The 18,418-nt window shown below is 69.4% G+C and carries 19 protein-coding genes; 5 read left to right on the top strand and 14 right to left on the bottom strand.

The genetic code is table 11. The annotated features are described in order from the left end of the window. Nucleotide 1: 1 nt before the first annotated feature. The 11 genes from D3869_RS16725 to D3869_RS16675 form a co-directional block, all read right to left on the bottom strand. Nucleotides 2-2,404, bottom strand: coding sequence for a heavy metal translocating P-type ATPase (locus D3869_RS16725; protein WP_137141093.1), 2,403 nt, complete (start codon nt 2,402-2,404; stop codon nt 2-4). 151 nt (nt 2,405-2,555) lie between these two features. Continuing rightward, the gene (locus tag D3869_RS16720) at nt 2,556-3,014 is read right to left on the bottom strand and encodes a c-type cytochrome (protein ID WP_137141092.1); all 459 of its coding nucleotides are present in this window, start codon (nt 3,012-3,014) and stop codon (nt 2,556-2,558) included. 19 nt (nt 3,015-3,033) lie between these two features. After that, entirely contained in the window at nt 3,034-3,900 is an 867-nt protein-coding gene (locus tag D3869_RS16715; protein WP_137141091.1) for a WD40/YVTN/BNR-like repeat-containing protein, read from the bottom strand. Nucleotides 3,901-4,078: 178 nt separating this feature from the next. Next, the gene (locus D3869_RS16710; protein ID WP_137141090.1) at nt 4,079-4,471 is read right to left on the bottom strand and encodes a hypothetical protein; all 393 of its coding nucleotides are present in this window, start codon (nt 4,469-4,471) and stop codon (nt 4,079-4,081) included. Between the two features lie 37 nt (nt 4,472-4,508). Continuing rightward, nucleotides 4,509-7,625: an efflux RND transporter permease subunit gene (locus D3869_RS16705; RefSeq protein WP_137141089.1), complete on the bottom strand. Its 3,117-nt coding sequence runs from the start codon at nt 7,623-7,625 to the stop codon at nt 4,509-4,511. A 13-nt stretch (nt 7,626-7,638) separates the two neighbouring features. After that, nucleotides 7,639-9,363 carry an efflux RND transporter periplasmic adaptor subunit gene (locus tag D3869_RS16700; RefSeq protein ID WP_137141088.1) on the bottom strand — a complete coding sequence of 575 codons (1,725 nt, stop codon included), beginning with the start codon at nt 9,361-9,363 and terminating at the stop codon, nt 7,639-7,641. Beyond that, nucleotides 9,360-10,550, bottom strand: coding sequence for a TolC family protein (locus D3869_RS16695; RefSeq protein WP_137141087.1), 1,191 nt, complete (start codon nt 10,548-10,550; stop codon nt 9,360-9,362). The genes D3869_RS16700 and D3869_RS16695 overlap by 4 nt, the downstream gene beginning before the upstream one ends. A gap of 16 nt (nt 10,551-10,566) precedes the next feature. Beyond that, nucleotides 10,567-11,244 carry a methyltransferase family protein gene (locus tag D3869_RS16690; RefSeq protein ID WP_137141086.1) on the bottom strand — a complete coding sequence of 226 codons (678 nt, stop codon included), beginning with the start codon at nt 11,242-11,244 and terminating at the stop codon, nt 10,567-10,569. Next, nucleotides 11,241-11,528, bottom strand: a complete 288-nt coding sequence (locus tag D3869_RS16685) for a DUF2933 domain-containing protein (protein ID WP_137141085.1) — start codon at nt 11,526-11,528, stop codon at nt 11,241-11,243. The genes D3869_RS16690 and D3869_RS16685 overlap by 4 nt, the downstream gene beginning before the upstream one ends. Nucleotides 11,529-11,538: 10 nt before the next feature. Then, on the bottom strand, nt 11,539-12,288 hold the full coding sequence (locus D3869_RS16680; protein WP_175426511.1) for a Spy/CpxP family protein refolding chaperone: 750 nt from the start codon (nt 12,286-12,288) through the stop codon (nt 11,539-11,541). Nucleotides 12,289-12,445: 157 nt separating this feature from the next. Further along, nucleotides 12,446-12,796, bottom strand: coding sequence for a hypothetical protein (locus D3869_RS16675; protein ID WP_137141083.1), 351 nt, complete (start codon nt 12,794-12,796; stop codon nt 12,446-12,448). Between the two features lie 454 nt (nt 12,797-13,250). On the opposite strand from D3869_RS16675, the gene D3869_RS16670 reads away from it, so the two are divergent. From D3869_RS16670 to D3869_RS16660, 3 genes are all read left to right on the top strand, one after another. Further along, on the top strand, nt 13,251-13,607 hold the full coding sequence (locus D3869_RS16670; protein WP_137141082.1) for a hypothetical protein: 357 nt from the start codon (nt 13,251-13,253) through the stop codon (nt 13,605-13,607). 793 nt (nt 13,608-14,400) lie between these two features. Next, complete coding sequence (locus D3869_RS16665; RefSeq protein ID WP_175426510.1) at nt 14,401-16,092, top strand: cbb3-type cytochrome c oxidase subunit I; 1,692 nt, start codon at nt 14,401-14,403, stop codon at nt 16,090-16,092. Between the two features lie 16 nt (nt 16,093-16,108). Then, complete coding sequence (locus D3869_RS16660; RefSeq protein ID WP_137141080.1) at nt 16,109-16,297, top strand: hypothetical protein; 189 nt, start codon at nt 16,109-16,111, stop codon at nt 16,295-16,297. A 59-nt stretch (nt 16,298-16,356) separates the two neighbouring features. On the opposite strand, the gene D3869_RS16655 is transcribed toward D3869_RS16660, so the two are convergent. Further along, nucleotides 16,357-16,590 (bottom strand): hypothetical protein, encoded by a 234-nt coding sequence (locus D3869_RS16655; protein WP_211100372.1) that lies wholly within the window; start codon nt 16,588-16,590, stop codon nt 16,357-16,359. 312 nt (nt 16,591-16,902) lie between these two features. On the opposite strand from D3869_RS16655, the gene D3869_RS16650 reads away from it, so the two are divergent. Further along, entirely contained in the window at nt 16,903-17,130 is a 228-nt protein-coding gene (locus D3869_RS16650) for a hypothetical protein (RefSeq protein ID WP_137141079.1), read from the top strand. A gap of 317 nt (nt 17,131-17,447) precedes the next feature. After that, a complete protein-coding gene (locus tag D3869_RS16645; protein WP_137141078.1) occupies nt 17,448-17,753 on the top strand; it encodes a hypothetical protein in 306 nt (101 codons plus the stop codon). Here D3869_RS16645 and D3869_RS16640 read toward each other — a convergent pair. Further along, entirely contained in the window at nt 17,713-18,060 is a 348-nt protein-coding gene (locus tag D3869_RS16640; protein WP_137141077.1) for a hypothetical protein, read from the bottom strand. The two genes, D3869_RS16645 and D3869_RS16640, sit on opposite strands and share 41 nt — an antisense overlap. Then, on the bottom strand, nt 18,057-18,308 hold the full coding sequence (locus D3869_RS16635; RefSeq protein ID WP_137141980.1) for a hypothetical protein: 252 nt from the start codon (nt 18,306-18,308) through the stop codon (nt 18,057-18,059). Before D3869_RS16635 ends, D3869_RS16640 begins: the two co-directional genes overlap by 4 nt. Between the last annotated feature and the right edge of the window lie 110 nt (nt 18,309-18,418).

Here is an 18,418-nt window from a genome sequence, read left to right as displayed (position 1 = left end):
TCTACAACTTGAGCCGACGCAGCCGCAGCGCGTTCCCAACCACGGACACCGAACTCAGGGCCATCGCGGCCGCGGCGATGATCGGCGACAGCGTCCACCCGAACAGCGGGTAGAAGACACCCGCCGCGACCGGCACGCCGAGTGCGTTGTAGACGAACGCCAGAAACAGGTTCTGCCGGATGTTGCGCATCGTTGCCCGGCTGAGCGCCCGCGCCCGTGCGATGCCCGCCAGATCCCCCTTCACCAGCGTTACCCCGGCACTCTGAATCGCGACCTCGGTGCCGGTGCCCATCGCAACGCCGACGTCGGCCTCGGCCAGCGCCGGGGCATCGTTCACGCCGTCTCCGGCCATCGCCACCACCCGACCCTGCGCCTTCAGCCGCTTCACCACCTGGTTCTTGTCCTCCGGCAGCACCTCGGCCTCGACCGCGTCGATGCCCAGCCGGCGCGCCACCGCCTCGGCCGTGGTCCGGTTGTCGCCGGTCAGCATGACGATCCGCACACCATCGTTGCGGAGCGTCTCCAGCGCGTGCGGCGTGGTCGCCTTGATCGGGTCGGCGACCGCAATCACGCCGCCGGGCTGGCCGTCGATGGCGGCGAAGAGAGCGGTGCCGCCCTCGCGCCGGAGGTCGTCGGCGCGCGTTTCCAGGTCGCCCAGCGCGACACCCTGGTCCCGCATCATCGCGGCGTTGCCGAGGGACACTGTGCGCCCGCCGACCGTCCCGACGACGCCCTTGCCGGTGACGGAGCCGAAGTCGGCGACGTCCCGCAGCGGCAGGCCCCGTTCCTTGGCGGAGGCGACGATGGCGGCCGCCAGCGGGTGCTCGCTCGACCGCTCCAGGCTCGCCGCCAGCGTCAGAAGGTCCGCCTCGTCGATCCCCGGCCCCGGAACCACGGCGGTCACTTTCGGCTTGCCCTCCGTCAGGGTGCCGGTCTTGTCCACGACGAGCGTGTCGACCTTCTCGAACCGCTCCAGGGACGCCGCGTCCTTGATCAGGACGCCCGCGGTCGCCCCCTTGCCGACACCGACCATGATCGACATCGGCGTCGCCAGCCCCAGCGCGCAAGGGCAGGCGATGATGAGCACCGAGACCGCCGCGATCAGCGCGTAGGCGAAGGCGGGCTGCGGCCCCCAAACCATCCAGGCGACGAAGGCCAGGGCGGCCACGAGGATGACTGCCGGGACGAAGTAGCCGGACACCACGTCGGCCATGCGCTGGATGGGCGCCCGGCTGCGCTGGGCCTCGGCCACCATGGTGACGATGCGCGACAGCATGGTGTCGGACCCAACCTTGTCGGCCCGCATCAACAAGGCGCCCGTCTGGTTCACGGTACCGCCGATGACCTTGGCGCCCGGCTCCTTCCCGACCGGCATGCTCTCGCCGGTGACCATGGACTCGTCGACGGCGCTGCGGCCCTCCAGGACCTCGCCGTCGACCGGCACGCCCTCGCCGGGACGGACGCGCAGCCGGTCGCCAACCTGAAGCACATCGAGCGGCACCTCCTCGTCCTCGCCGTCGGTACGGATGCGCCGCGCCGTCCTGGGCGCGAGGTTGAGCAGCGCGCGGATGGCGCCGCCGGTCTGCTCGCGGGCGCGGAGCTCGAGCACCTGCCCGAGCAGCACCAGCACCGTGATGACGGCGGCCGCCTCGTAATAGACGGCGACCACGCCGTCCATGCCGCGGAAGCTCGGTGGGAAGACGCCCGGCAGGAACGTCGCGACCAGGCTGAACACGTAGGCCACCCCGACGCCCAGCGCGATCAGGCTGAACATGTTCAGGCTGCGGTTCACGAACGACCGCCAGCCGCGCTCCAGCAGAGGCCAACCCGCCCACAGCACCACCGGCGTCGCCAACAGGAACTGCACCCAGACGGAGATGCGGGGCGGCACCACGTCGTGGAGCCCAAGCCCCGGGATGTGGCCGCCCATCTCCAGCACCAGCAGTGGCACGCTCAGGACCAAGCCGATCCAGAACCGCCGCGTCATGTCGACGAGTTCCGGGTTGGGCCCTTCCTCGAGGGTGGCTCCGACCGGCTCCAGGGCCATGCCGCAGATCGGGCAGTTGCCCGGCCCCTCCTGGCGGATCTCCGGGTGCATCGGGCAGGTGTAGATCACGCCCTTCTGCGGCGACGCCTGGGCGGCCTTCTCGGGAGCGGCGGGCGTTGCCTCCGGCTTCAGGTACCGCTTCGGGTCGGCGACGAACTTTTCCCGGCAGCGCGCCGAGCAGAAGTGGAAGGTCTGGCCGCCGTGCCCGGCGTGGTGCCCGGTCCGCTCGGGATCGACCATCATGCCGCACACGGGGTCCTTCACCTTGGGCCGGTCGTCGGGACCGGCGTGGTGGTCGTGCCCACCGTGACCGTGGTGGTCAGGACGGTGTGCGTGGCTGCGGTGCTGGTCGTTCATGGTCGCTTCTCCCTTCGCATGCGGGCATCGGTGCCTCCGCGTTCGTTCGCGCTTCCCGGCACCGGCGTGCGATGGCATCCATCAAACCAAGGCTCCGCCTTCCAATGACTGGAAGGTCAAGCGCGTTGTGCGGACCGCTCGCGCCCGCTCCTCACTTGTTCGCGCGTTCGCTCAGGGTGGCGTGGCGACGACGGATCTCCTCGGGCCAGGAGCTCTTGATGAAGGCCAGGACCGCCCAGATCTCGGCATCGCTCAGCACGCCGCCGAAGGCGGGCATGTCGCTCTCGTAGCCGGGCGGGGCGAACTCGGCGACGCCTTGCTTGGTGATTTTGAAGAGGTCGGCGTCGGGGTGGTGCCACGTGTGCCCGGAGGCGTCGTGCGGCGGCGCGGGCAGACGGCCGTCCGGCTTGCGGCTTTGCCACTCCGGCTGGCCCTCGAGCCGCGCGCCGTGGCACGACGCGCATTGCTCGGTGTAGACCGCCTTGCCCTGGGCAACCTGCGCGGCATCGGTTGGATCGGCACCTGCCTTGGGACCAGGGAGCAGGACGACGCCAGCCACCGTGATCGCGGCGCCCATGGCCAAGCCAACGCCAATCTTCACCGCCTTCATCACCACATCCCCCGGCACATCACGACCGGAACGGTTTCCAGGTCTTGCCGCTGTCCTGGCTGGCCAGGATGGCGCTCTTGTCAGTCACGGCGTAGAGCCGCTCGGGGTTGGTCGGGTCGACCGCAAGGTGCAGCAGGACGGCGTCACCGAAGCCGTTGCTGACCGGTTGCCACGCGAGGCTCGGCTCGGTCGTCTTGAGCAGGCCGGTGCCGACTTGGTAGGCGTAGGCGGCGCCGTCCTTCGTGGTCGCGACCATGGTCGCCGGGCGCTGCACGATGTAGGCGGCCTGCCAAGTCTTGCCCGCGTCGCGGCTCACCATCAGTCCGGCGCGCGTGGCGCCGTACACGGTGTTCGGCTCCTTCGAGGACACCGCCAAGTCGAACATGTCGACGGGCGGCTTGCCGGTCACCTCCCAGGTCTTCCCGGCGTCGCGGCTGATCTGGACGCTGCCATAGTGCCCGTACAGCACCGTCGGGTCGGCCGGGCTGACGTCCATCGCGTGGAAGTCCACGGGTCCGTTCACACCCGCCGAGACCTGCTTCCAGGTCTTCGCTCCGTCGGTCGAGACGAGGACGCCGAGGTTCCCGCCCTTCTCCGGATGGCCGCTGGCGAAGAAGGCGTCGGGCTGCGCCGGATTCGGTGTGAACCCCATGTAGTCCCAACGGTTGTCGGATACCCGCGTGGCCGTGCCGTCGGGGTTGGTCAGCCACACGCCGTGATGCGAGGCGAGATAGAGGCGCGACGGGTCTGTGGGGTCCACGGCAATCCCGTGGAGGTGCGAGACCTCGTTCAGCTTGAGGGTCTCGGCCGCCCGGACCGGTCCGGCGACCACGGCACCGACCAGCAGGACGGCAGCCATCGTGGCGAGTTTCTTCTTGGCGCTCATTGCGCATCTCCTTGCTTGCGGGGCGGCATGGGACGGGGAGCCTCATGCCGCCCATGCCGATCTCATGCCGATGGCACCTGAAGGCGCCGTCGGCATGACCCTCTCGATCAATGCTAAAGCATTGATCTGCCGGGTTTCACGGTTGGAGAGTGATGAAAGCGATCATTTTCCAACCGTATCAGTGACCCGCGTGGCCCATTTCGAAGCGGGCCTGCACCGGCTTCTGGCCGGGCATGGTCAGCGCGGTGACCACCTTGACGCTGTCGTGCGCGCCGCCGAGGTTCGCCTGCCCCTTGAGGGCGTTGCCACCCGCGGGTTCGAGCGCGACCTTCTGGGTCTGCTTGTTCGCCAGGACGGTCGCCTCGGCCTTGGCGCCGGTCACATCGACCGGCTTGTCGGCGCCGTCGGTCACGTACAGGACGACGTCGTTGCCCTTGAGCACGACTTCGACATGGTAGGGGCCCGCGTCGGCGCGCTGGCCGCCGTTGGGGCCAATCTTCGGGCCGTCGGCGAAGGCCGTGCCCGGGGCGGTGAAGAGGGCGGCGGCGAGGAGGAGGGTCGAGAACTTCACGGTGTGGTTTCCTTCTGGATGAACCGGGTGAGGGGGATCAGTAGGCCTCGGCCGGACGCAGCGAACCGGCCTGGGCGGCGACCAGACGATTCAGCGGCTTCTCGCCGAGCTTGAGGAAGAGGACCGGGGTCAGGACCGTGTCGAGCAGGGTCGCGCTGACCAGCCCGCCGAAGATGGTGACGGCGACCGGGTGCAGGATCTCCTTGCCCGGCGCGTCGGCGCCGATCATCAGCGGCACCAGCGCCACCCCCGCCGACAGCGCGGTCATCAGCACGGGTGTCAGGCGCTCCTGGCTGCCCCGGATCACCATGGCCTTGCCGAAGGTCTCGCCCTCGTGCAGGACCAGATTGATGCAGTGGCTGATCTTCAGGATGCCGTTGCGCGTGCTGATGCCGGTCAACGTGATGAAGCCGATCATCGAGGCGACCGACAGCGGCTGCCCGGCGATCCACAGCGCCGCCACGCTGCCGATCAGGGCCAGCGGCACGTTGCCCATGATGATGAGCGACAGCACGGCCGAGCGGTAGCGGCTGTACAGCACCAAGAAAATCATCGCCAGCGACACCATCGACAGCGCGGCGATGGTCTTGGACGCCTCCTCCTGCGCCTGGAAGGTGCCTTCCAAGCTGGTGAAGTAGCCCGGCGGCAGCTGCGACCGGGCGACCACGTCGCGGATGCCCGCGACGATCCGGGCCATGTCCGTCTGGCCGTCGGAGTTGCCGAGGATGACGATGCGGCGCTTGCCGTTCTCCCGGAGGATCTGGTTGGGGCCGTCCGTCTCCTCGACCGAGGCGAACAGGCTGAGCGGCACCCGCCCCGCCGGGGTCTCGACCAGCAGGTTCGCCAGGCCGCTGGTGGTGCGGTCCTCGTCCGACAGGCGCAGCACCACGTCGAAGCGCCGCGTGCCGTCGACGATCTCCGACACCACGCGGCCGTTGGACAGGCTCTCCAGCGCCTCCGTCGCCATGGCCGGGGTCACGCCGTAGAGCGCCGCCCGCTCGTAGTCCACGACCACCTGGACCTGCGGGATGCGGACCTGCTTCTCGATCTGGAGGTCCACCAGCCCCGGAACCCCGGCGAGTTTCTGCTGAAGCTGCCCGGCGAGGCTGCGCAAGGTGTCCAGATCCTCGCCGAAGACCTTCAGCGCGATCTGCGCCCGCACCCCGGAGAGCATGTGGTCGAGGCGGTGCGAGATCGGCTGGCCGATGTTCACCGACACCGGCAGGGCGGCCAGCCGGGTGCGGACATCGGCCAGCACCTCGGCCCGGCTGCGTTCGGACGGCTTCAGGTCGACGTCGATCTCGCTGGAATGGACGCCCTCGGCGTGCTCGTCGAGTTCGGCGCGGCCGGTGCGGCGCCCGACGGAGGCCACCTCGGGCACCTGCATGATCAGCCTCTCCGCCGCCAGCCCGACCCGGTTGGACTCGGCCAGCGAGATGCCGGGGTTCAGCACCATGGAGATGGTCAGCGTGCCCTCGTTGAACGGCGGCAGGAAGGCGCGCGGCAGGCTCGGCACGGTCGCCGCGGCGATCAGGACAGCGGCCGCCACGGTGGCGAACAGCGTCCCCGGGTTGGCGAAGGCCCAGCCCAGGAGCCGGGCGTTCCCGGCCTTCAGCTTGCGGACCAGCCAGCTGTCGTGCTCCTCCAGCCGCTTCAGCCTGGGAAGCAGGTAGTAGGACAGCACCGGCGTGACGGTGATCGCCGTAATGAGGCTGGCGAGGATCGAGACGATGTAGGCCACGCCCAGCGGCGCGAACAGCCGCCCCTCGATGCCCGACAGGGCGAACAGCGGCACGAAGACCAGAATGATGATGACCGTGGCGTAGACGATGCCCGAGCGCACCTCCTGCGAGGCCGAGGCCACCACCTCCAGGACCGGCTTCGGGTTGCTAGCCCGCCGGTTCTCGCCGAGGCGCCGGTAGATGTTCTCCACGTCCACCACGGCGTCGTCCACCAACTCGCCGATGGCGATGGCGAGGCCGCCCAGCGTCATGGTGTTGATCGACATGCCGAACGCCTTGAACACCAGCACGGTGATCAGGATCGAGATCGGGATGGCGGTCAGCGAGATGAACGTGGTGCGCACGTTCAGCAGGAACAGGAAGAGGATCACCGCGACGACGGCCACCGCTTCCAGCAGGACCTTCTCCACGTTGCCGATGGAGGTCTGGATGAAGTTGGCCTGCTTGAACAGGATCTCGTCGGCGTGGACGCCCTTCGGCAGGAACTTCGCCAAGTCGCCCAGGGCGGCTTCCACCTCGTCGGTCAATGTCGTGGTGTCGGCGCCGGGCTGCTTCTGCACCGACAGGATCACGGCGGGCTTGCCGTTGACCCCCGCGTCGCCGCGCTTAACGCGGGCGGCGAAGTCCACGGCGGCGATCTGGTGGAGCAAGATGGGCTGCCCCGTCTTGTAGGCGACGACGAGGTTGCGCAGGTCCTCCAGCCGGGTCGTCCGGCCGATGTTGCGGATCAGGTACTCCTGGGAATGCTGGTCGATGAAGCCGCCACCGGTGTTGGCCGAGAACTGCTGGAGCGCCTTCACCAGCTCGTCCGTGGTGATCTCCAGGTCGTGCAGGCGCGCCGGGTCGGGGGCGACGCGGTACTGCCGGATTTCCCCGCCGATGGGGATGACCTGGCTGACGCCGGGAATGGCGAGCAGCCGCGGCCGCACCACCCAGTCGGCGAGTTCACGGACCTCCATCGGGCCGACGCCGTCGCCGCTCATGGCGATCAACATGATCTCGCCCATGATGGAGGAGATCGGCCCCATCTGCGGCCGGACGTTGGGCGGAAGCTGCCCCTGGACGATGGCAAGCCGCTCCGCAACCTGCTGGCGGTTGCGGTAGATGTCCGTGCCCCAATCGAACTCGACGAAGACGATGCTGAGTCCGACGCCGGACACCGAGCGCACGCGGGTGATGCCCGGCATGCCGTTCATCGAGGTCTCCAGCGGGAAGGAGACCAGCTGCTCGACCTCCTCCGGCGCCAGCCCCTCGGCCTCGGTCATCAGGGTGACGGTCGGCTTGTTCAGGTCGGGGAAGACGTCGATCGGCAGGTCTTTGAGAACGAACGAGCCGTAGACGACGAGGATCGCCGCGGCGGCCAGGACAAAGAGGCGGTTGCGCAGGCTGGTGTTGACGAGGAAGTTGAACATGGCGGGGCGCTCCTCACCGGACCTGGTTGAGGAGACCGGCGCCGTCGGTGACGATGCGCGCCTCCGGCTCGACACCCGCCAGGACGAGCACCGTGTTGCCGTCGACGGGCTGCGTGCGCACCGGGCGGGCGACGAAGCGTTGCGGGGTGTCGTGCTGCCAGACGATGGGCTGGCCGCTGGCGTTGCGCACCACGCTCTGCCGCGGCAGGACGATGCCGTACGCGGTGCCCTGCACCTGGGCGACGAGCCGAACCGGCTGGCCGACGCCGAGCCCCGATGGCGGATTGCCGATCCGGAAGAGCAGCGGGATCGCCTGTTGGCGCAGCGCGAGACTGGAGCCGAGGAGTTCCAGGGACAGGCTGGTGCCGTCGGCCGTCATCGCCGTGGCCGCCTTGATGGCGTTCGCCACCCGGGGATCGAAGGCGACCGCCTCGACCATCAGCCGCGACGGGTCGACGATCTCGAACAGCACCTGGTCGCGCCCCTCGACCACCTGTCCGGCCTTGATGTTGTTGGCCGTGACCACCCCGGATATGGGCGCCCGCAGGGCCTCCTTGGTCGTCAGCGCGGGGGACAGGGCGGCGCGGCGCTTGCGCAGACCGTTGAGGTTGGCCTCCGCCTCTTCGATGTCGCGCTGTGGCACGCTGCCTTCCAGCTTCCGGAGCCGCTGGAGGCGGGACTCGGCGATGACCAGTTCCTGCTCGACCGTCGCGATCTGCTGCTGGATGCCGCTGCGGTCCACGAAAGTCACGGCGGGGGCGATGTAGGCCAGGATTTGCCCGGCTTCGACCCGCTGGCCGACGTATGGCAGCCCCTTGTCCCCCGGTTCGATGCGGCCGCTCTGCGTGGCCTGGACATGGCCGCCGCCGTTGGGGTCGGCGATGATCTGGCCGATCAGCTGCACCGTCTGCGCCGCCTCCTGCGGCTTGGCAACGATGGTTCGGACCGACAGCAGGCGCTGCGACGGCTTGGGCACGTACAGGCTGCCGTCCGGCAGGCGCCGCGGGCTTTCCGAGGCGCCGGTCGCCCCCATCGGGACAGCCGCCGCCGGTGCCTTGCCCTTGTCCTCGTCGCCGTGGCTGTGGTCCTCGTCACCGTGGGCGAAGGCGGCGCCGCTCGCCAACAGCAGGCCGATCCCGACCAGCGCGGCGCCCGCGACCGTCCGCGTGCGTCCACGCTGGGTCAGGGCGACGGTGGTCAGGACCCCGAGCAGGAAGACCATGACCGCCCCCAGCATCAGGCCGGAATCGTTCCTGACCTGCCCGAGGACGGCGGAAACACCCTGCGCACCTTCGGTCTGCGCTTCAGCCGCACCTGCCGGGATCTCCAGGGTACCGATCAGCAGGTCGGCCGCGTCGGCCGCGGTGATGGAGACGGTCACTTCATGGGATCCCGGCTTGGAGAGCCAGGACGGGTCGAGGCGGTAGACGCCCTCCTCGCCGGAGACGGGCGAGGCCGTCGCGGCCTCGCCATCGGCGCTCACCTCGACGGTGGCGCCGTTCACGGGCTCGTTGGTGGCGAAGCGGTCCAGATGGACGAGCAGGGTCTTTCCCTGGGCGACCGCCACAAGTTCGAAGTCGGACGAGGACGTCTCCAGGGTGGGGGCGGCCGTCGTGACGACCGGCCTCGGCTCCTCGCCGCCATGGGCGTGCCCCTCGTGGGCGAGGGCGGGAACGGCGACCGGCGCGGCAAGGCTCGCGGCGACGGCGGTCGCGGCAAGAAGGCGTCGGGTGGTCATGGGAGAACTCCGAGGGACTGGTTCATACGGGCGCGGGCGGCGCCGAGCTGGACTTCGGCGGTGGCGCGGGCGAGGTCGGCCTCGAAGGCCGCCTCCTGGGCGCGCACATACTCGACGAGGCTGATCTCGCCCGCCCTCCGGGCGCGCTCGATGTTCGACAGGCGTGCCCTGAGGGCCGCAGCCCGGTCGCGCGCGATCGACAGGCGCTCGCTCGCCGCCTGGTGGGCGAGGCGGGCTTGCCGGATGTCGGACTCGACCGTGCGGGCGGCGTTGGCCTGCTCGGCCTCGGAGCGGACGACCTCGGTCGCCGCCTCGGCCCGCTTGGGCGCGTTCACGGCCTCGACCCCGAACGGGATGCGGACGGAGACGCCGAACACGGTGTCGTAGCGTTCCTCGCGGCTGTCGCGCTCGCGGCGGGCCATCAGCCCGACCTCAGGGCTGTCGCGCGTCGTCAGGTCGACCAGTTGGCGCTGGGCTTGCGCAGCCCGCACGCCCAGCTGCGCCGCCAGAAGCGACGGGTGCCGGTCGAGCGGCGGTTCGCCGATGTCCGGCTCCGCTGCCGCCTTCGGCGGCGCCATCCCTGTGAGAGTCCGGAACGCCTGACGGGCCTCCTCCAGCGCCAGTTCCTCGTCGCGGAGGTCCGTGGCGACGGAGAGGGCTTCGGCGCGGGCCAGCTGGTGATCGGCCTCGGAGGTCTCCCCGGCCCGGGCGGTCCGCCGGGTGTCGGCCTCCAATTGGCGGGCGACCTTGAGGCGCTGCCGGGCGAGCTCGGCGCGGCGCTCGGCCAGCGCGACCTGCCACTGGGCCGTCCGGACCTCCCCGGCGACCGCCAGCTGGCGGGCGGCGATCTCGGCGTCGGTGCGCGCCAGAAGCGCGTCGCCCGCCTGGACGGTCGCCGTTCCCTGGCCGGGCAGCCAGAGCGGGACGCCGAGTTCGGCCTCGTACTCGCGCCGGCCGATGTTCCGGTTCAGGTAGTCGCTGGTGTGCCGCAGCGTGACCGCCGGGGCGGCCGGGACCAGCGCCTCCCCGGCACCGCGCCGGGCGGTCGCCACGGCCCTCTGTGCCTCCAGGCCCCTGACTTCGGGGTTGAGTTTCCAGGCGCCCTCGACCGCGTCCCGAAGCGTCTGCGCTCCGGCCGGGAGCGCCAGCAGGCACACGGCGACGGTCGTTGCCGCCGCTTGCTTCATGGGCTTCCAACCAGAATCACGCACCGAACGACCCTCCCACTCTGGGGTGGTTCGGCCCACGGAAGGAGAGACGCGGAAGCCAACCCGGTGTGACCGCGGCGTAACGCTCGTACTCGGCGCCGAACACCCGGAGGGCTTCCCGCTCCTCGGACCGGGCCAGACGGACGTACATCAGGACCAGCAGCGGAAACATCGCCAGCGTCAGGATGGTCGGCCACTGGAGCAGAAAGCCGAACAGGATGCCGATGAAGGCGATGTACTGCGGGTGCCGGACATAGGCATACACGTCCGTCGTGGCGAGCCGGTCTTGCTTCTGCGCCGCGTGAAGCACTTTCCAGGCCGCCGAGAGCAGGACGAAGCCCGCGAGGATCAGGACGTTGCTGAGGATGTGCAGCACGTTGACGTGCGGGTTGCCCTCCAGGCCGAAGACGGTCGACCAAAGGTGACCGGCGTCGTGCGACAGCAGGTCGAGGCCCGGGTGGCGGGTCTGGAGCCAGCCCGAGAGCAGGTAGATGGTCAGCGGAAAGCCGCACATCTCGGTGAACAGAGCCACAATGAAGGCGCTGAACGCCCCGAAGGACCGCCAGTCCCGGGGGGACTGCGGCTTGCCGAAGCTGAAGGCGAAGATGATGAAGATGGCCGAGTTGAGGGCGACCAGCATCCACAGGCCATAGGCGGAGGCTTCGTGCGTCATGGCGTGCCCCGCTTGGTCGGCCGGTCGGCGTCACCATTCCCGCCGTGGCCGCCATGCCCAAGACCGCCATGCCCGTGGCCGCCGTGCATGAACAGGTGCATCAGCGGGCACAGCAGCAGGACGAGAAGCGGAAGCGCGTCGAGCGCATGGTCGACGTGGAAGAGCGACAGGTACACGGCCGCCAGGGCGGCCCCGCCGAGTCCGGCCAAGCCGGTCCAGGTCCGGTACCAGGGCGTGCGCGCCTGCGGCTCGGGAGCGTGATGGGAGTGTTCGTGGTGCGTCATGGCCGCCTCCTCACATCATGCCCATGGGGCCGGGGAGCAGCCGGTCCGCGAGCGCCTTCTGCTCGTCGGTCAGCACGGCGTAGAGCGGCTTGGCGGCGGACTCCAGCGCCTTCAGGGCGTCGAGCCGGGTGGAGAGCGCCTTCTGCTGGAAAGCGAGCCGGTCGGGCCAGGAGGAGGGCATGCCGCCTTTGGTCATCTGCTCGTGCATGGCCTGATGGGCCTTGGCGTTCGCCCGCAGGCTGTCGGCGAAGGCGTTCCACTGCGGCGCCTGGGCGTCGGTGATCTTGAGTTCGGCCTTCAGGAACGCGATGCGGCCCTCGACGTGCTCGAAGGGCAGTCCCATTCCGCCCTGCTGGCCCATCATCATCTGGCGCATCATCGGCATCATGCCCGGCCCCATCATGCCTGATTGGCCGTCCTGCTGGCCCGACATGCCGCCCATCATCGAGCGCATCTGGTCCATGTTCATCATCATGCCGGGCTGGCCACCCTGCGCCTGGGTGCCGGGCTGGACGATGATGCCGCTGCCCATGCCCTGACCCATCATCGGCGTGTTGCCGGGCGCGCCGGGCTTCGCGCCCGGGGTCGGCTGCGTGGGGGTGGGGGTGGGGGCCGGAACGGGCTGGGCCTGCGTCGTGGCCGCGGCACCGTCCGGATGATGGGCGTTGTGGTCCTGTTCTGTGGTGGTCTGGGCCTGGGCGACCGACATCATGGCGGTCAGCGCGAGTGCCGGGAGCATCTTGCGGGTGAGAGACGACATGGCGTCCTCCATCGGATCATCTGGTTCGAGCCATCCCGGACGGACTCCACGCGGGAGCGCCGGGGACGCAAAAGCCAAGCGCACGAGGGCCGGGACCGGCGTCCCTCGCCGAGCCGAGGCTCAGGTCGGGCGCGGGCGGACTCGTGGCGTCAGATGGTCAGAGCGGGGGGCGGATAGCCGGGTCGATGCCGATGCCGTCCGGCGTGGCCAGGGCAGGCAGATGCTGCGACGTGTTCAGGCGCGGGGTGAACGCCTCGACCATCGCAGCGGGGAGACCGCCGTGCATGGTGACGCACTGCGCAACGCTGCAGCAGGCCCCTTCGTCGAGCAGGCCAAGGTCCCCACACGGAGCTTCCTTGTGCTCGTGGTCCGGGACGGTCGCGATGGCGTCGCCATGGTCGTCGACCAGAACGTGCTCATGAGGAGTCTGGGACGCATGGTGAGGCCCCAGGTTGGCGTGGCTCGGCGCGGCATAGACGAGCAGCGTGGCCAGCATCAGCAGGCTCACCACCACCCTCCTCACCGACGACCGCGTCGCACGCCACATGGCGTTTGCCTCATCTTGTGGGAGCCGTGCGGCACCCCAGTGCCCACCGCACCCCTATGGAAACCTACGACCGTTCCCTGGGCCCTGCAACAACAGATGGCTTCGCCAACGATCCTCTCCAAGCGTCGGAGAAGGAGTGCGTCGGAATGTCATCCGCAACTTCGACCGGGCCGTCGATGCCACAGGAGGAACCCTGCGCCTTCCAGCCGCTGGAAGGTCAAGGGCAAAGTCGAACACGTCTCCTGTCCGGTCGCCGGCGCCGCCCTGCCGCAGGCGCAAGGCACCACCGCACGATGACGTTTCAACCAGGGCGCTTCCACTACCGGACCGTGACACGGGCGCCGGGTTGATGCCGATCAATTCCCGGACCTGCGATAGGGGCTACGGTTGGCATGGCCTGGGAGGTCCCGGGTCCTTGGTGACGATGGCAGACATGACGCGGGCGGGCCACATCTTCGCCGTTCTGGCGTTCGCCTTCGCGCTCCTGGTGGGCGCGGCGAGCGGAGCCATGGCGCATGTGGAGGCCCATGGCGGCCCGATCGACCACCGTTCCCACCACGCGCCATCGCCTTCGACCCCGTCGCATGGCGACTCCCACAAGGCCGCCCTCGTGGTCGTGGCTCCGTGTTGCCCGGCGGCCGAAGCCCCGGCGGACCATGTCGTCGCCGTCGCGGTGACGATGGTGGAGACGTCCTGGCACCCGCGGCCCGACTACGCTCCGAACGCCCGGGACATCGCGCCGGACACGCCCCCTCCGAAGACCGTCCTCTGACCGGCCGAGCGCCCTGACGCCGTCTGCGTCGGACGCCCGGCCACGCGCCGCCCGACCGGCGGCGTTCGCGAGCGATTCCGAACACGCGATCAGAGGACCCTCATCATGCCCGATCCGAGGCATTTCACGACCCGTCGCGGCTTCATCGCCGGACTGGGCTTCGGCGCCGTCTCCCTGTACGGCGCCTGGGCGGCATACGGGGCCGCACCGCTCCCCTTCGGCGGCAAGACGGCCGCTGCCCCCGAACCCGACGCTCACGGTGGTGGTCATGGCGGCGGTCATGGCGGCCATGGTGCCGCCAAAGCACCCGCCGAGGCCGGTGGCCACGGTGGTCACGGGGCTTCGGCGGGCATGGCGCCCGAGGAGTTCCGCTTCGAACACGACCACTTCATCCAGCGGTACACGCAGAAGGACGGCAGCGTGAACCCGCACATCAGCGAGGCCACGCACAGCCACGCCGCCGAGGGGCATGATCACGGCCATGACGCCGGTGGCGAGCCGGTGGACGTCTACCTGATGGCCCAGACGTTCGCCTACAGCCCCGATGTCCTCCGCTTGAAGGCCGGGCAGGCGTACCGGTTCCGCATGATGGCGGACGACATCACGCACGGCGCGTCGATCCAGCTGGGAGCGGCCAGCCGGATCATCCGTCTCCGCCCAACACGGTCACCGAGCAGATCATCACCTTCACCAAGCCGGGCGAGTACCTCGTGTACTGCACCGTCTACTGCGGCCAGGCGCACGACGCCATGCAGGGCCGCATCGTCGTCGCGTGACCCGGGGAGGACCCACCTTGGATACCATCTCAACGAACGTCGCCCCGGTCGGCTCCAAGCCCGCCCTGGCGGCGCGCATCAAAGCCCTGCCGACGCCCGACAAGGCGCTCCTCAAGCTGCTGTTCGGTGCCGCCCTGCTGGCGCTGGTGCTGGGCTTGACCGGAGGCTTTGTGACCGCACTGGCCCGTGCCGGTGCGCTGACCTTTTTCCCGGACGACGCCTACCGCCTGCTCACCCTGCACGGCGTGTCGTTGTTCTTCTACTGGCTGTACCTGATCCAAGCGGCCCTCCTGCTCGTGCTCGCCGCTGCCGAGAGCGGGCGCGGGCTGGCGTTGCGCCCGTTCGCTTGGCTGGGTGCTGCGCTGATGCTGGCGGGCTTCGGTGTCAGCGAATGGATCTCCTACACCGGCACGCCGCTGCTCTACGACGGTAGCCCGGAGCTCGCCACGGACGATCCGCGCTCGGTCGGGTTCTTCGCGCTGGGCTACCTGCTGCTCTCCGGCGGCCTGGTCGCCTCGGCCGTGAGCGGCATCGCGACGGTGCTCCAGCCCCGGCTGCGTGGCGAGGCGGACGCATTCACCTCCATCGGCTTCGCGCTGTTCGCCTGGGCGGGGTTCCTGGTGGTCAGCGCCGTCGCGGCGACGAACGCCTTCCTGCCGGGCGTGCTGTGGGCGACGGGCATGGGGCCGTTCCCGGCCGACCACGGCACCGAGTGGCACATCCTGTTCCACAACCTGCACTACCTGCCGCTGATGGCGACGGTGCTGGTGTGGTACGTGCTGACCGAGCACCTGACCGGCGTGAAGTCCATCCACGGCGCGCGCATGTCGAAGATCGTCTTCGCGGCGTATCTGGTGTTCGTGCCGCCGACCAGCCTCTACCACATGTTCCTGGAGCCGAACCTGTCCGAAGGCGTGCGGGTGGTCGGCTCGCTGCTGTCTCTGTTCGTCTCGGTCCCGACGCTGGCGGCCTTCGCCATCATCGTCTCCTCGCTGGAGGCCAGCGCCCGGGCGCGTGGCGCAACCGGCCTCTTCGGCTGGATGCGCGGGCTGCCGTGGGACAACCCGGCCATGGCGAACATGGGCTGGGCGGCGGTGAACATGATGGTCGGCATCACCTTCGCCTTCGTGCTGATCCAGGGCAAGCTGGCGCCGATGCTGTCGGACACCTTCTTCGTCCCTGGCTACTTCCACTTCTTCGCGGTCGGCGTGCTGACCCAGACGTTCCTGGCCGCCATGATGGTCATGCTCCCGGCGTTGAGCGGCGGCAGCCTGTGGCGCCCGGCGGTGCTGAGACGCATGCCGGTGGTCGTGACCATCGGTCTGCTCGTCTTCGGCGCCGCGGGCATCACGGCCGGGTTCATGGGCGTGCCGCGCCGGGTGTTCGACGTGAGCTACGGCGGCATGGCCCCTGCGGCGTGGCCGGTGCTGATGGCCCTGGTCGGCGTCGGCGCCACGGTCTTCGCCGTGGCCGTCTCGGTCACCGTCTACGGCGTCGTGCGCACGCTGCTGTCGCGGCGCGCGACGGCTGAACAGGCTCCCGTGGTCGATTGGCAGGCCGGGGCGCGCGGCGTCGGCGCCGCGCCCGCGTGGACCGGGCCGGTGTCGGTCGCCGCGCTGGTCGCCGCCATGTACGTCTTCACCATCGTCGCGTTCCGGCTGATCCAATCCCTGCCGATCATCGCCATCGGCGGCGGGCATGGGCACTGAGCGCGGGAGAAAAGCCATGAAGAACGACGAATTCTGGCTGACCCTGGTCATCGTCATGGTGTGGGCGGGGTTAGCCGCCGTCTACGCCTTCGTCCCCAGCCTCGGGATGCCCGGCTACGTCCGGGTCTGGGGCGGCGGCGCCATCGTGTTTCTGCTGCTCGCCGGGATGCTGTTTGCTGTCGGCCGCAAGGCGCGTAGGGGCTGAGCCGCTGCGCACGACGCCGCGGGGGTGAGCGCATTGCTCAGCCCCCGTGGCGCCCGGTGTCACTTCTTGATGCCGAGGAGGTTCTCGGCCTGGGCGAGCGTTGCCTCCGACTCGGCATGCTTCCCCTGCTTGTGGAGCGCCTCGCCGTCGGCGCGGAGCTTTTTGACCTCGGCCAACTTCGCGGCGTCCAGCTTCGGATTGGCCGCGAGCGCCTGGTCGATGGCGGCCATGTGCCTGGGACAACTGTTGGCGAGCGCCGGGCCGGTGAGGGCGACGGCGAAGATGGTGGCCAAGGCGATGTTCCTCAACATGCTTCTCCTCCCGTTTTGCGGCACGCGAGAGCGCGGGCCTTTTCATGGACGTCGGAACAGCGCCGGGTATTACAGCACCGGCGACCGCGGATAACGACTGGGCAACAGTATAAAGGCATCCAGGATGGCATTCCGCCGTTGTCCACTCCCAGGAGGGTGCCGTGAAGCTGAAGGCGATCGCCTCGCTTCGATCTGCCATGACGGGGTTCAACTCCTTCGGTCAGGCTGATCGCGAGTGACGATCCGGCAGAGGGCGGGGCCTTCCGCGAGGTCGACCTTCGCAAGCGATTCCACATGAGCGCCACGGACTTGGCGGCGAAGAGCGGGCTGACGCCGCCGAAGACCAACGCGGTCCGGCAATGGTGCGGGATCGACGGCGATGCCCAGTGCTGCCGCGTTTTCCAGCACGGCAGCATGAAGTTCCCGTCCTACTCGGACCACGCTCTGACAAAGATTGAAGAAAACGGTCGAGGACCACGGGATCAACGCGATTTGGGCCGCGCACAAGGAGAAAGCAGCTAAACCGGTGCCCGAAGTGCGCGCGGCGTAGGGTCGGGTCCGGACCAGTCGCGTCGACCTCCAACCGCTGTTCCGCGACCTCTCACAGATTGGTTGGCCGGTTGATCCGACCAAGGTCCGCCGCATCGGCCGCCATGCGCCCCACGCACCAGCGGGCGTAGGTCCTGGCGAACAGGACGCCAAGGATGCTCCCGTCCGGCGATGCGGGGCCGAGCGAAACGCCGTCGTCTCGTCGCATCGTCCGCGCAGGCCAGGGCTTGACGGGGAAGGCCCGTCACCCGAGATTCCACGGCAGTGTCCGTCGTGATCCAGGAGCAGCCATGGCCCCCCAGCGCCGTCACATCCTGCGCGCCCTTGCCGCCGTCGCGGTCGGCGGTGGCGCGGCGACCCTGTCCGGTCCTGCCGCGGCGTTCCGCGTGATTCCGAACGACGATCTGAAGGGCGTGCTGGACGAGGGCTGCGGCGCCACCGCCTATCATCGCCGGATGATCGACGAGGCGGTTCAGGCGGCCGGCGTCTCGCTGACGGAGGAGCAGCGCAACACGCTGCTTTCCCAGATCGCCTGCCCGACCTGCCGTTGCCCGCTCAACCAGATCGACAATCCCGCGGCCGGCCTGCGTTTCTGAGAGGCCTTTGGGGTTTTCCACGACGCCGGGCGCGCCCGGCAACCAGTTCCTTCAGCCCGCGCGGGATGCGCGTGCGGTCGCCCCAGCGCACGGTGATTCCGGCGGCGCGGCATTCCGCGGCCAGTTCCCGGCCATTCTCGTAGCGGTGCTGATCGAGCAACGGCCAGCCGTCCAACCCCCGGTAATCGAACGGGCGCCCGTCGAGGAAGTCCCGGAACCCGTCAAAGAAACGGGGGTGCAGAACCACCGGCTTGGCCTCCCGCCAGGAGCGCGCGCCATAGAAGCGGTTGTTGGTCACCCCGCTCATTGAAGCGATCCCGGACCAGCACCCGGGGAGGTGTCCAGAACGGCCCGGCCCAAGCGGTCGAGCAGAGCCGCCGTCGCGCTTGGGCCATGCAGGGCGGCGAGCCGGTCCACCGATTCGACCATCATCGCCCAGGCGACCAGCCGTTCTGGAACGCCCTCCTGACGCCCTTCGGCCCACAGCGACCGAACCAGCTCCAGAGCCGCCTCGAAGCCCGCCGGAACCCCCGGCGCATCCATGCCTTTGACCATCGTCACCCCGTTGCTGCGTGTCGCCAAACAGCGCCGGGTGAATGTAACGTTATATCATAACGTGTAAAGGGCGAACGGACGCCGACCGGCCAGACTTTGCGGCCCCGTCA

Origin of the sequence: Azospirillum brasilense (assembly GCF_005222205.1) — a bacterium.
GTDB classification, from domain to species: Bacteria; Pseudomonadota; Alphaproteobacteria; order Azospirillales; family Azospirillaceae; genus Azospirillum; species Azospirillum brasilense_G.
The sequence above is the reverse complement of the archived record's forward strand: the minus strand, read 5'-3'. Positions and strand labels throughout refer to the sequence as shown.